Source organism: Flexivirga sp. (assembly GCF_035551235.1).
Taxonomy (GTDB): Bacteria; Actinomycetota; Actinomycetes; order Actinomycetales; family Dermatophilaceae; genus Flexivirga.
Genome location: NZ_DASZNO010000021.1, coordinates 242,553 through 255,634 on the forward strand (window position 1 = coordinate 242,553; position 13,082 = coordinate 255,634).

Annotated in this window: 12 protein-coding genes and 1 riboswitch; of the genes, 8 read left to right on the forward strand and 4 right to left on the reverse strand. The window is 68.8% G+C overall.

Annotated features, from left to right (window positions below; translation table 11 throughout):
- Nucleotides 1–7 precede the first annotated feature (7 nt).
- Nucleotides 8–1,945 carry a 3D-(3,5/4)-trihydroxycyclohexane-1,2-dione acylhydrolase (decyclizing) gene (iolD, locus tag VG502_RS06395; protein ID WP_325549191.1) on the reverse strand — a complete coding sequence of 646 codons (1,938 nt, stop codon included), beginning with the start codon at nucleotides 1,943–1,945 and terminating at the stop codon, nucleotides 8–10.
- A 155-nt stretch (nucleotides 1,946–2,100) separates the two neighbouring features.
- Here iolD and VG502_RS06400 point away from each other — a divergent pair, with 155 nt between their 5' ends.
- From VG502_RS06400 to thiC, 8 genes are all read left to right on the forward strand, one after another.
- A complete protein-coding gene (locus VG502_RS06400) occupies nucleotides 2,101–3,357 on the forward strand; it encodes a threonine/serine exporter family protein (RefSeq protein WP_325549192.1) in 1,257 nt (418 codons plus the stop codon).
- Between the two features lie 25 nt (nucleotides 3,358–3,382).
- On the forward strand, nucleotides 3,383–4,135 hold the full coding sequence (locus VG502_RS06405; protein ID WP_325549193.1) for an SDR family NAD(P)-dependent oxidoreductase: 753 nt from the start codon (nucleotides 3,383–3,385) through the stop codon (nucleotides 4,133–4,135).
- A gap of 84 nt (nucleotides 4,136–4,219) precedes the next feature.
- Nucleotides 4,220–5,392 (forward strand): DUF418 domain-containing protein, encoded by a 1,173-nt coding sequence (locus VG502_RS06410; protein WP_325549194.1) that lies wholly within the window; start codon nucleotides 4,220–4,222, stop codon nucleotides 5,390–5,392.
- A 91-nt stretch (nucleotides 5,393–5,483) separates the two neighbouring features.
- A riboswitch (TPP riboswitch) is annotated at nucleotides 5,484–5,596 on the forward strand.
- Between the two features lie 36 nt (nucleotides 5,597–5,632).
- Nucleotides 5,633–6,730: a glycine oxidase ThiO gene (thiO, locus tag VG502_RS06415; RefSeq protein ID WP_325549195.1), complete on the forward strand. Its 1,098-nt coding sequence runs from the start codon at nucleotides 5,633–5,635 to the stop codon at nucleotides 6,728–6,730.
- On the forward strand, nucleotides 6,727–6,933 hold the full coding sequence (gene thiS / locus VG502_RS06420) for a sulfur carrier protein ThiS (RefSeq protein WP_325549196.1): 207 nt from the start codon (nucleotides 6,727–6,729) through the stop codon (nucleotides 6,931–6,933). Before thiO ends, thiS begins: the two co-directional genes overlap by 4 nt.
- Nucleotide 6,934: 1 nt before the next feature.
- Nucleotides 6,935–7,708 carry a thiazole synthase gene (gene thiG, locus VG502_RS06425; RefSeq protein ID WP_325549197.1) on the forward strand — a complete coding sequence of 258 codons (774 nt, stop codon included), beginning with the start codon at nucleotides 6,935–6,937 and terminating at the stop codon, nucleotides 7,706–7,708.
- Complete coding sequence (locus VG502_RS06430; RefSeq protein WP_325549198.1) at nucleotides 7,705–8,346, forward strand: thiamine phosphate synthase; 642 nt, start codon at nucleotides 7,705–7,707, stop codon at nucleotides 8,344–8,346. The genes thiG and VG502_RS06430 overlap by 4 nt, the downstream gene beginning before the upstream one ends.
- Complete coding sequence (thiC, locus tag VG502_RS06435; RefSeq protein WP_325549199.1) at nucleotides 8,343–10,067, forward strand: phosphomethylpyrimidine synthase ThiC; 1,725 nt, start codon at nucleotides 8,343–8,345, stop codon at nucleotides 10,065–10,067. Before VG502_RS06430 ends, thiC begins: the two co-directional genes overlap by 4 nt.
- A 42-nt stretch (nucleotides 10,068–10,109) precedes the next feature.
- Here thiC and VG502_RS06440 read toward each other — a convergent pair whose 3' ends face one another.
- The 3 genes from VG502_RS06440 to VG502_RS06450 are packed head-to-tail and all read right to left on the reverse strand — an operon-like array spanning nucleotide 10,110 to nucleotide 13,052.
- Complete coding sequence (locus tag VG502_RS06440) at nucleotides 10,110–11,159, reverse strand: lipoate-protein ligase LplAB (protein ID WP_325549200.1); 1,050 nt, start codon at nucleotides 11,157–11,159, stop codon at nucleotides 10,110–10,112.
- 20 nt (nucleotides 11,160–11,179) lie between these two features.
- Nucleotides 11,180–12,604, reverse strand: coding sequence for an MFS transporter (locus tag VG502_RS06445; RefSeq protein ID WP_325549201.1), 1,425 nt, complete (start codon nucleotides 12,602–12,604; stop codon nucleotides 11,180–11,182).
- Nucleotides 12,597–13,052, reverse strand: a complete 456-nt coding sequence (locus tag VG502_RS06450) for a MarR family winged helix-turn-helix transcriptional regulator (protein ID WP_325549202.1) — start codon at nucleotides 13,050–13,052, stop codon at nucleotides 12,597–12,599. Before VG502_RS06450 ends, VG502_RS06445 begins: the two co-directional genes overlap by 8 nt.
- Between the last annotated feature and the right edge of the window lie 30 nt (nucleotides 13,053–13,082).

Genomic DNA, 13,082 nt, shown 5'->3' on the forward strand with positions numbered 1-13,082 from the left:
GGCCCGGTCACAGGTGGTACCGCTGGCCCGTCTTCTCGGTCACGTACTCCGAGCGTGCGGTTTGCGTGCTCTCGAGTGAGCTCACCTCGGCGACCGGCACGTCCCACCAGGCGGTCCCGGGTGGGTTCGGGCCGTAGAGGTCGGTTTCGATGTAGAGCACCGTCGGACCGTCGAGCTCGGTCGCCTTCTCGTAGTTGGTACGAAATTCGTCGATCCCGTTGCACCGCAATACATTCGCACCCCAACTGGCGGCGTTCGCGGCAAGGTCGAACGGCACTTCTTCCCCGTCCAGACGCCCGCTGGCAGCGTTGCGCATCCGGTAACGGGTGCCGAACCGCTGGCTCCCCCGCGACTCACTCAGCGCGCCGATCGAGGCGTACCCGTGGTTCTGCAACAGCACGATGATGACCTTGAGTCGTTCCGCGACGATGGTCGCCAACTCCATCGGCAGCATCTGGTACGTGCCGTCGCCGACGATCGCCACCACCTGTCCCTGGTCGCCCTTCGCCATACGCACACCCATCGCGGCGGGGATCTCGTATCCCATGCAGGAGAAGGCATATTCGAGGTGATACTGCTCGGGCGTGGCGGCCCGCCAGAGGCACTGCAGGTCGCCGGGCATCGAGCCGGCCGCATTGATGACGACGTCGGTCGGCGCCAGCAGTTCGTTGAGCGCACCGAACACCTCGGTCTGCGCAGGCAGTGGCCCATGGCCGAGGTGGTAGCAGTGGTCGACGACCTTCTGCCACTCGGCGTCCCGGCGGCCGACCTCATCACGATAGGCGGCATCGACGGCATACCCGGACAGCGCCGATCCCAGTGCGGTGAGTGCCTCGCGGGCGTCGGCGACCACCAGCTCCGCCGAGTTCTTGGCCGCGTCGAAGCCGAGCACGTTGACGTTGACGAACCGGACCTGCGGATCGGCGAAGATCGTGTGGCTCGCAGTGGTGAAGTCGCTGTAGCGGGTGCCGACACCGATGATCAGGTCGGCGCGCCGGGCGAGTTCGTTGGCCGCGCCGCTGCCGGTCGAACCGACACCACCGACGGCACACTCGTGGTCCCAGTTGATCGCGCCCTTCCCTGCTTGCGTGTCGGCGACGGGAATGCCTGTCGCGGAGGCGAATTCGCGTAGCACCTCGGAGGCTCCCGAGTAGATGACACCGCCACCGGCGACGACGAGCGGACGTCGCGCTGCCCGTATGGCGGCGACCGCGCGCTCCAGCGCTGCGGGCTCCGGCACCGGACGCGCGACATGCCAGGTGCGCTCGGCGAAGAACTCCACCGGCCAGTCGTGGGCCTCCGCCTGCACGTCCTGCGGCAGGCAGAGCACGACCGCACCGGTCTCCGCCGGATCGGTGAGCACCCGCATCGCCGCGAGGGCACTCGGGATGAGCTGCTCGGGACGGTTGATGCGGTCCCAGAACCGCGCCACCGGCTTGAACGCGTCGTTCACCGAGACATCGAGGCTGCGCGGGTCCTCCAGCTGCTGGAGCACCGGATCCGGCCGGCGCGTCGCGAAGATGTCCGACGGCAGCAGCAGGACCGGCAGCCGGTTGGTGGTCGCCAATGCGGCGCCGGTGATCATGTTGGTCGAGCCGGGCCCGATGGAGGCGGTGATTGCCAGCGCCTGCAGTCGGTTCGCCGTCTTGGCGAAGGCCGCCGCCGCGTTCACCGCGCCCTGCTCGTTGCGGGCCATGTAATAGGGCATCTCCCCCGGCGCGGGCTCGGTGTGCGAGGCGCCCAACGGCGCACCCGTCTCCTCCGCCTCGACCTGCGCCTGCAGGAGCGCCTGACCGATGCCGGCTACGTTGCCGTGGCCGAAGATGCCGAATGCTCCTGGGATCAGGCGACGTCGTACGCCGTCGCGCTCGCTGTACTGCGCGGCCAGGAAGCGCACGAGCGCCTGCCCGACCGTCAGGCGCACCGTCTCGCCGGGGCTTGCCATGCTGTGCTCCTCATCCGTCGTCTCACGTGTGCCCATTCAAGCCAGTCACGTTCCGACTGTCAATCAAATGTCTTTACAAATTACGGTTCGGTGATGGATGCGCGGCAGTGGAGCGTATCGGGACCACCGACAGGCGGCCGGGCATCATGGGTCCCATGAGTGCAGCCACGACACGTGAGGTGCTGCTGCGGATGGGCAGCGCACTGCTCGCCGGTGGCGCTCCGGTGCCGGACGTCGAGTGGCAGGTGACACTCCTCGCGCGGCGGTTGGGCGCGCCCGGCGTACGCGTTGCCGCGACGCCGACCGGGATCTTCGCCGGTCTCGGTGTCGACGACGCGGTGGGTTTCGAGCCGGTCACCGGTTCCCTCCGCCTGGAGCAGGTGACCCGCGTGCAGGCCGTCTACGAGCAGCTGATGGGCGGTGCGGTAGGTCCCGATGCGGCGGTGCGCGAGCTCGACGACATCGAGCGGATGCCATCCTCGCGGCCGGTCTGGCTGAGCGATCTGGCACTCGTGCCGATCGGCACCGGTATCTGCGCGATCCTGCAACCGACTTGGCGGGATCTGGTGACCGCGGCCGCGAGCTCGCTCGTGGTGATGGTCCTGATGATCGTCAGTCGGCGGTTCGCGCTGGTCCGGACGCTGCTGCCGCTGCTCGCGTCGTTCGCGGTCGCGGTGCTGGTGCTGCTGGTCGCGCAGCACTGGCCGTTGGAGGGAACGTTGCGCACCATGGTCGCGTCCTTCGCGGTGCTGCTGCCCGGGTCGGTGATCGTCACGGGTATGTCGGAGATCGCCTCGGGGGCTGCGGTGGCCGGCAGCTCGCGACTCGTCTCCGGAATGATGCAACTCGTCCTCTTCGCGGTCGGGCTCTTCTCGGCCGTGTCGGTCACCGGACTGCAGTTGGACGCACTGACCAATGTGCGTGCGCAGGACCTGGGGCCCCTTGCGCCATACATCGGCGTGCTGGTGATCGGGTGCGGCATCGTCATCAATGTCGCGGCATCCCGTGCCGCCATACCGTGGATCCTGCTGGTGCTCGCGCTGACCTTCGCGACGCAGTCCGCGGTGCAGGCGCTGTCCGGGCTGGTCCTCGGCGCGCTCGCCGGTGCGACCGTCGCCGGCCTCGCCGCGGCCGTCGTCCACCGGCTGTCCGGCCGGCCGCTGCGGTTGGTGGTCTTCCTACCCGCATTCTGGCTGCTCGTGCCTGGCAGTCTCGGGCTGCTCAGCACGACCGAGATCGCCACCGGACACGGCGGACTCGACGCGGTGACCGTCGCCATCGGGTCGGTCGTCGCGGTCGCCGCCGGCACCCTGATCGGCAGCGCCGCCGGCCGCGCCATCGACCGGTTCCTGGACCCGGAAGAAGCACCGGACATCGAGCCGATCGAACTCACCGACGTCGACCGGCTCTGATCATCGGGGCATTAGCGTGGGTCACATGACACGACGCATCCTCATCACCGGTGGCGGCACCGGCATCGGCAAGGCCATCGCGCACCGCATGCTCGTCGAGGATCCGGAGCTGATCCTGGTCGGTCGTCGCACTCAGGTCCTCACGGCCGCCGCCGACGAACTGCGCGAGGTGGACGAGCTGGCGAACGTCACGACGCACAGTTGCGATCTCACCGACGTCGAGGCGGTCCGATCCCTCGCCGACGAGATCGCCGCGGGCGGCAGCCTCGACGTGCTGGTGGCCAACGCGGGCGGCAACTACGGAGTCGGCGGTGGCGACGACCTCGAGGACGTCGCGCGATCGTGGCGCGCGGACTTCGACGGGAACGTGCTGTCCACGGTCCTGCTCGCCCACGCGCTCCTGCCGCATCTCTCCCGCCCCGGCGGTCGCATCGTCGCCATGAGTTCGATCGCCGCCCTCCGGGGCTCCGGTTCGTATGGCGCAGCCAAGGCCGCCGTCAACGCGTGGATGCTGGACCTGGCGAATTCCGTTGCAGCAGAAGGCATCACCGTCAACACCGTCGCACCTGGATTTGTCCCGGACACCGAGTTCTGGGCCGAGCGTCTCGCCGCGAACCCGGAGCTCGCGGCGAGCCGCACGTCCGTCATACCGGCCGGTCGTCCCGGCACACCGGACGAGATCGCCGAAGCCGTTGCCTACCTCGCGTCACCGGAAGCCGGCTGGACGACGGGTCAGATCCTCCAGGTCAACGGTGGAACGTTGCTCGGTCGCGGGTGACCGCCGCGGGGGTGGAGTTACCTCCACCCCACCAGTCGGGTTGGCACCATTGGGGACTCGACCGGCCGGCCCGAGCCTGGAGGCATGAACTCATCAACCGTCACCTCCACCACTCGAACGGCCGCCCCCGTCGCTCGCTCCGAGCGCAGCCTGGCCCCGGATCTCGCCCGGGGTTTCATGTTGCTGTTCATCGCCCTTGCGAATGCTGGCAATTGGGCGTTCGCCGGAAGTCCCGGACTTGATCCGGATCCCACGGGATGGTTCGCGAAGGTCTGGAATTTCGTCGACCTTCTGCTGATCGATGCCCGCGCCTACCCCGTCTTCGCGCTGATGTTCGGCTATGGCCTGGTCCAGCTCGCCCACCGCCAACGCGGCCGGGGCGCCGACCCACGCCGGATCCTCGTCCGCCGCAATGCCGCTCTGGTCGTGCTCGGCGCCGTCCACGGGACGTTGCTCTACTTCGGCGACTTCCTCGGTGCCTACGGCATCGTCGGTCTCGTCGCCACCTTCCTGTTGGTCCGTCGGTCCGAGCGGTTCCATCGGATCGTGTTGGTGCTGTGGGGAATCCAACTTGTCAGCGTTGCCTGGTTCGCGTTCCGTGCCGTGACCGGAAACGGTGGCTCGGCGGGCTTCGTGAACTCCCCCACGGACTCCCTGGCCGCGTCGTCATACGGCTCGTCCCTGATGCACCGGCTCGCGGAATGGCCCGCCCACACGCTCCAGGTCCTGCCGTTCATCGTCATCGTCTGGCTCGGCATGTGGGCCGCCAGCAAGGGCATCCTCGAGCACCCCGAACGGCACCGGAAACTGCTGCGCCTGACCGCCGCCGGTGGTCTCGGGATCGCGGTCGCGGCGGGTCTGCCCTACGCGCTCGCCGGCGCCGGCGTCCTGCACGCCTCACCCGACACCATCGACCGGTTCGCCGCCCTGACGAACATCGCCGGCGAGTATGCCGGTCCCGGGTATGTCGCACTCTTCGGGCTACTCGCGATCCGGCTGCGCCGGTCGCAGCCGGTGACCGGTGCGATCGCGGCGCTCGGACAGCGATCACTGTCCGGCTACCTCTTCCAATCAGTCTGCTGGATGGCGGTTTTCGCTCCGTTCGCCCTCGACTGGGGACACTCGGACGCACACGCGGTGCTGGTCGCGTTGACCGTGTGGCTGGTCTCGGTCGCTGCCGCCGCGATCATGCAACGACGTCGCTATGCGGGCCCGGCTGAGCGCCTGTTGCGCAAGTTCGTCTACGGATCCGTGTAGCGGGTGCCGGTCGCTCAGCCGCGACACCCGGATGCATCCCGGAGGGGAGCGTGCAGGGGTTGTGCGATCGGGAGATCGTGCTACGGTCTCCACCGTCCTTCGCGGGAGTCCGGGGTACCGGGCTGAGAGGGGGCTGACACCGCCCCGACCGTCACCAGACTTGATCCGGATCATGCCGGCGCAAGGAGAAGCCATGGTCGCATTTCCCCCGTTGTCCCTTCGGACTCGATACACCCTTCCGTGACCCGGGTCGCCGTCCTCGGTGGCGGCATCGTGGGTCTCGGCGTTGCCTGGTCCCTGGCCCGGCGCGGCCTGCACGTCGTTCTCGTCGACACCGAGTTACCCGGCCGCAGCTCGACGGTCGCGGCCGGGATGATCTCGGCTGCGGCCGAACTCGACCACGGCGAGCCCGACCTCTGGGAGCTGACCTCCCGGTCGCAGGGCCGGTGGCCCGAATTCGCCGCCGAACTGGAGCGTTGCAGCGGTGCACCCGTGCACCTGCGTCGGACCGGGACCCTCCTCGTGGCCATGGACCACGACGAGGAAGCCCGACTGGACCGCCGGCTGAGCCTGCTGGCCGACGCCGGAGTGGCCGCGGAACTCCTCGATCGCGCCGAGCTGCGGCGCCGCGAGCCCGCGCTCGCAACCACCGTCCACAGCGCCGCGTGGCTACCGAACGACTTCTGTGTCGAACGCAACCGTGTCCTGGGTGCATTGCGCACCGCGGCGGCACGAGCGGGTGTCGAGATCGTGCAGGCTGTCGGGCGGCTGCAACACGTCGACGGACGTGTCGCCGGCATCGACGTTCCGGGCAGGGCGATCTCGGCGGATCACACCGTGCTCAGCGCCGGCTGGCGAACTGCAGCCGCCGGTCCGGGAGTGCTTCCTGACACCCTGAGCGGCCCGGACGGCGTCCGACCGGTGAAGGGCGAACTGCTCGATCTCGAGGTCGCCGTGCCTGCGATCAGCGCCACGATCCGCACTCGTGTCGATCGGGTTCCGGTCTATCTCGTGCCCCACGACGACCATCACCTGACAGTGGGCGCCACCTCCGAGGAGGTGGGCGCGGACACCACCGCGACCGTGCGCGCAGCGCACGATCTGCTCGTTGCGGCGACCACGGTCGTCCCCGAGTTGCGCGATGCTGCGATCGTCGCCCACCGGGTCGGCCTGCGCCCGGCACTGGCCGACAACCGCCCCCTACTGGGCGACTCACCCCTGCCCGGACTCACCGTCGCCACCGGGCACTACCGGCACGGCTTCCTACTGGCTCCCCTCACCGCCGAGATCGTCGGCGACAACGTGGTCCACGCCCTCTCTCAAGGAGAACTGTCATGACACAGACATATCGATTGAACGGCGACACCCGGTCCTGGCAACCCGAGATCACGGTCCGGCAGGCGGTCACCGCCGCGGGACTCGAGGGCACCTGGTTCGCGGTCGCCCTCAACGGCGCAGTGGTGCCTGCCTCGCAGTGGGCCGGGACGGAGATCCCGCTCAACGGCGAACTCGACATCATCCAACCCTGTCAGGGAGGCTGAAATGCCAAGCACCACATGGGAACTCGCCGGTCGTGAGCTGACCAGTCGCCTGCTGCTGGGGTCTGGTGGCATCTCGACGGCACGTACCTTCGCCGACTGCATCGAAGCCACGGGCACGCAGATCGTCACCGTTTCGATGAGGCGGTCCGGAGCTGCGGTCGTCAGCGGACTGTTGCCGACCATCCAGGCATCCGGGGTGCACGTGCTGCCCAACACCGCCGGATGCCGCACCGCGCGCGAAGCGGTGCTGACGGCCCAGCTCGCCCGTGAGGCCCTGCAGACCGACTGGGTCAAGCTCGAGGTGATCGCGGACGACCGGACGCTGCTGCCCGACTGTGTCGAGCTCCTCGATGCGGCGGCGCAGCTCGTTCGCGACGGCTTCCGGGTTCTGCCCTACACCTCGGACGATCTCGTCGTCGCCCGTCGGCTGGCCGATCTCGGCTGCGCGGCAGTGATGCCACTGGGATCACCGATCGGCTCCGGTCTCGGCATCCGCAACCCGCACGCGATCGAACTCATCTGCGACGAGATCGGCGTACCCGTCCTGCTCGATGCTGGCATCGGCACGGCGTCCGATGCGGCACTCGCCATGGAGCTCGGCTGCTCGGCCGTCCTGCTGGCGACGGCGGTGACCAGAGCCGAGCAACCCGCCCTCATGGCTGCGGCGATGCGTGATGCGGTGGCCGCCGGATACGCCGCACGGTGCGCCGGCCGGATCCCGAAAAGCACTCTGGCGCGGGCGTCCTCACCGTCCGTCGGCATGGTCGGGCAATGACTGCGCTGATCGCGCCGCCTCCGGTGCCCCGGCTGCTGCTGATCACCGATCGGACGCAGACCGGTGGCCGGCCGCTCGAGGACGTCGTCGCGGCGTGTGTCTCGGCCGGCATCTCGCACGTGCTGTTGCGTGAGCGCGACCTGTCACCGGCAGCGTATGACGACCTGCTCGACCGTCTGCGCGCAAATGTCGACGACGACACCGTCATCCTCACCCGCACCCCGCGACCGGACAGTGTCGGCTGCCACCTCGCGCAGGACACACCGTGGCCCGCTCGGCCCGGCGCGCTGACCGGCCGATCCGTGCACGATGCGGGCGCCGTCCGCCGGGCCCGGGCCGAAGGAGCCGCCTTCGCGATCGTCGGCCCCTACGCACCCACGGCCTCCAAACCCGGATACGGCCCGGCGCTCGGCACGGACGGGGTTCGTGCTCTGGCAGTGCACGCCGGCGGACTCCCGCTGCTCGCGGTCGGCGGGGTCCGGCCGGCCGACCTCGACCTGCTGGCCACGGCCGGAGCCTTCGGTGCAGCTGTCATGGGCGCCCTGATGCGCGCGCCGAACCCGCACTCGCTGGCACGCGAATACCTTTCCGCCGCAAGCACATTCATGACCTCAACCAACCTCAAGGAGGAACAATGACCCAGGAACCAGGACGTCGCAAGGTCCATCAGGAGATCGGATCCGACATCCGCGTCCCCTTCACCGAAGTCACCCTCAGCCCCACTCCCAGCACGGGCGAGCCGAACCCGCCGTTCCGGCTCTACGACACCTCCGGCCCGGGCAGCGATCCGCAGCACGGGCTGCCCCCGCTACGCGCCGGATGGATCGACGATCGCGGCGACACGACCACGTACCAGGCCCGGGCCCGGTCACTTGCGGACGACGGACGCGCAGCACTCCGACGTGGCGAGTCCTCGCAGGAGTGGCTGGGCGCACGTCGCGAGCCGCGGCGTGCGACCTCCGGGCGGACGGTGACCCAGCTGCACTACGCACGAGCGGGTCAGGTCACCGCCGAGATGCGCTTCGTCGCCGCGCGGGAGGGCTGCGACGTCGAGTTGGTGCGCAGCGAGATCGCCGCGGGACGCGCGATCATCCCGGCGAACGTGAACCACCCGGAGAGCGAGCCGATGATCATCGGCCGCAGCTTCCTGGTCAAGGTGAACGCCAACATCGGCAACTCCGCCGTGACCAGTTCCATCGCCGAGGAGGTCGAGAAGCTCACCTGGGCGACCAAGTGGGGCGCCGACACGGTGATGGACCTGTCGACCGGCGACGACATACACACCACCCGCGAGTGGATCATGCGCAACTCGCCGGTGCCGATCGGCACCGTCCCGATCTATCAGGCGCTGGAGAAGGTCGACGGCCGCGCGGAAGCGCTCACCTGGGAGATCTTCCGCGACACCGTGATCGAGCAGTGCGAGCAGGGCGTCGACTACATGACCATCCACGCCGGTGTGCTGCTGCGCTACGTCCCGCTCACCGCCGAGCGCATCACCGGCATCGTCTCCCGCGGCGGCTCGATCATGGCTGGCTGGTGCCTGGCCGGGCACCGGGAGAACTTCCTCTACGAGCACTTCGACGACCTCTGCGAGATCTTCGCGCAGTACGACGTGGCCTTCAGCCTGGGCGACGGGCTCCGGCCGGGCTGCACCGCCGACGCCAACGACGAGGCGCAGCTCAGCGAGTTGCGTACCCTCGCCGAACTGACCGAGCGCGCGTGGGAGCACGACGTGCAGGTGATGGTCGAGGGCCCCGGCCACGTCCCGCTGCACTTGGTCGCCGAAAACGTGCGGTTGCAACAGGATTGGTGCCACGGTGCGCCGTTCTACACGCTCGGCCCGCTCACCACGGACATCGCGCCGGGCTACGACCACATCACGTCGGCGATCGGCGCGGCGACCATCGGCGCCCACGGCACCGCCATGCTCTGCTACGTCACGCCGAAGGAGCATCTCGGGCTGCCGAATCGTGATGACGTGAAGACGGGGGTCATCACCTACAAGCTCGCCGCACACGCCGCCGACATCGCCAAGGGTCACCCGAACGCGCGGGACTGGGACGACGCGTTGTCCAAGGCACGCTTCGAGTTCCGCTGGGTGGATCAGTTCAACCTGTCCCTCGACCCGGACACGGCTCGCGCGTTCCACGACGAGTCGCTCCCGGCCGACGCCGCGAAGACCTCGCACTTCTGCTCGATGTGCGGGCCGAAGTTCTGCTCGATGCGGATCAGCCAGGACATCCGCGACCGGGAGGCGGCGAAGGCCGGCATGGACGAGATGTCCCGCACCTTCGTCGAACTGGGCTCGTCGGTCTATGTGGAGCCGGCAGCGGTTGCCGACCGACCCGCCCTCCGGTGACCCGGTGGCGGCGCGCATCACGGCTGCGGCCCGTGCGCGCCGTCACGGCACCCGGTGGGTCCACTCCGGGGTGCCGAACTTCTCGTCCACCAGGCGACGTGCTTCGACCAGCTCGGCATCGGTGTATGACGACAGGCTGCTGCGGTAGCGGGCCAGGAACGACTTCGTGAACGTGTCCAGGATCTGCTGCCGCGGCAGGCCGGTCTGCGAACGCATCGGATCGACACGCTTGTTCGCGCTCTTGGTGCCCTTGTCGGACATCTTCTCCCGGCCGATGCGCAACACCTCGAGCATCTTGTCGGCGTCGATGTCATAGGCCATCGTGACGTGGTGCAGCACGGCTCCGTCGGCGAAGCGCTTCTGGGCGGCACCGGCGATCTTGCCCTTGTCGGAGGCGATGTCGTTCAGCGGCACGTAGTGCGCGTTGATGCCGACCTCGGCCAGCGCACCCATCACCCACTCGTCCAGGAAGGCGTACGACCGCTCGAAGCTCAGGCCCTCGACCATGGACGTCGGGACCACGAGCGAGTAGGTGATGCAGTTGCCCGGCTCCATGAACATCGCGCCGCCGCCGGAGATGCGGCGTACGACGTCGATGCCGTGCCTCGTCGCGCCGTCGGCGTCGATCTCGTTGCGGTAGCTCTGGAACGACCCGATCACCACCAGCGGTGAGTCCCAGTCCCAGAAGCGCAGGGTGGGCGGCCGAGTGCCGGCCGCGACCTCGTGCGCGATGACCTCGTCGAGGGCGACGTGCTCGACCGGCGGCAGCACCGTCGCAGGTATGACGTCGAACGTGTGGTCATCCCACCCGGTCGCCTTGCCCAACGCCCGGCGAACGGCCACACCGACCGCGTCGGCGTTGAACCCGATGAGGCTCACCTGCGGATCCAGGGCGCCGTTGATCGCTCCGGCCAGCTGGTCGACGGAGGCCTCAGCCGGCATACCCGTCAGTGCGGCGTCGATGTCCTCCAGTGCATCGTCCGGCTCGAGGAAGAAGTCGCCGGAGACGGAAACCTTTGCCAACCGGCCAGATTCGACTTCGACGTCGACCGCCACGAGCTTGCCGCCAGGGACCTTGTATTCACCGCGCATGTCTCCACACTAGAACGCGGTCAGGAACCGCCCAGCTCGGCCGCGACGCGGTCGCCCGATCGCAGCGCGACTCCCCCGGTGACCACGAAGGCGAGCACCACGAGCAGCGCGGCGCAGCCGGCCATCACCGCCCACGACGGATGGGTCGCCCCGGCGAAGCCGTGCGCCATCGAGCCGTTCAGCCGCCCGTAAGCGATCGCGGGCAGGACCGCGACACCGAGCGAACCCCCGACCTGCCGACTGGTCGACGCGATGGCCGCGGCCACGCCCGCCTGAGCACGCGGCATACCGGACATGGCCGCATTGGTGATCGGTGCGTTGAGCATCCCGAAGCCGATGCCGAAGAACATGTAGGCGACGCCGAGGTAGACCAGGCTGGTGTCGTTGCCCAGCGACAGCAGCAGGATCGCACTCAGCCCGATACCGAGGCCGGCGACGGCCATCGGCACGCGTGCTCCGTGGTCGCCGACGATCCGACCGGAGACCGGCCCGAACAGCGCGACAGGCACGGCCATCGGCAAAGTCATCAATCCGGCCTGCAGCGCGGACAACCCCCGAACCTCCTGCAAGTACAGGGTATTCAGGAAGAGGAAGCCTGCCATCGCGCAGAATCCGACCACTGCCGCGAGCACGGCACCGCTGAACGGGATGCTGCGGAAGAAGCGCGGGTCGAGCAGTGGCTCGTCCCGGCGCAGCTCCCAGCCGACGAGCGCGGCCGTCGCCACCACCGACACGGCGAAGCAGCCGAGCACCGCGACCGACGTCCAGCCGAGGGACTCGCCCTCGATGATCGCGAACGTCACGCTCACCAGCATCACGACGACGAGCAGTTGCGCAACCGGGTCGAGCCGGCGCACCTGCTCGGCCCGCGACTCGGGCACATAGCGCCCTGCGAGTATGACGGCCGCCAGCACCACGGGGACGTTCAACCAGAAGATGGCTCGCCACCCGACACCCTCGACGAGGGCGCCGCCGATGACCGGACCCAGCGCCATACTCAGTCCGATCACGCCGCCCCACATGCCGATGGCCTGTGCGCGTTCGCGCGGATCACGAAAAGTGTTGGTGATGATGGACATTGCGACCGGATTCAGCATCGAGCCGCCGATCGCCTGCAGGCTGCGCGCGCCGATCAGGAAGCCGGGATCGGGTGCGAGCGAGCAGCAGATCGACCCCAGGCCGAACAGGAGGAGCCCGGTCCGGAAGACGCGGCGACGACCCAGCCGGTCGCCCATCGAACCCGAGAGCATCAGCAGGCTGGCGAGGATCAGGGTGTAGGCGTCGACCACCCACTGCAGTTGCGACCCGCTGGCGCCCAGCTCACGGTTGATCGAGGGCAGGGCGAGATTGACCGCGGTGGAGTCGATCGCCACGATGAACAGGCTCATGCAGCAGATCGCCAGCACGGCGCGCCGGCGCCCGAGGCTCAGGACGGCGTCACTCATGACGGGACGCTCCGCCACGGTCGCTCGACGCCCGCATCTTGTCGATCAGCCGGGTCAGCTCCCGCAGCTCCGCGGCCGTCAGCGACGCAACCGGAGGCGGCACCACGTCGGTCACCGAGCGCAAGCCCTCCAGCACCGCGCGGCCGCTGTCGGTGATGCCGACCAGCTTGCGCCGGCCATCGGTGGGATCGGCGGTGCGGTCGACGTACTTGCGCGCGACCAGGTCACCGACGAGGCCGGACACCGCCGGTGCGTCGATGCCCATCAGCTCGGCGATCTCACCCTGCGACCGCGGCCCGTCCTCGACACGTCGCAGCACGCGGTAGCCACTCCACGGCATGCCGTCGGTGCGGTCGTGCAGGAGGTCCCGGGACAACCACTTGTGGTCCATCACCAGGGCGTGCAGGTTGAGCCACACTGCCACTGGTGTCGTTTTCGTTGTCGTCATACAACTATTGTAAACATACAATGGTTGTCA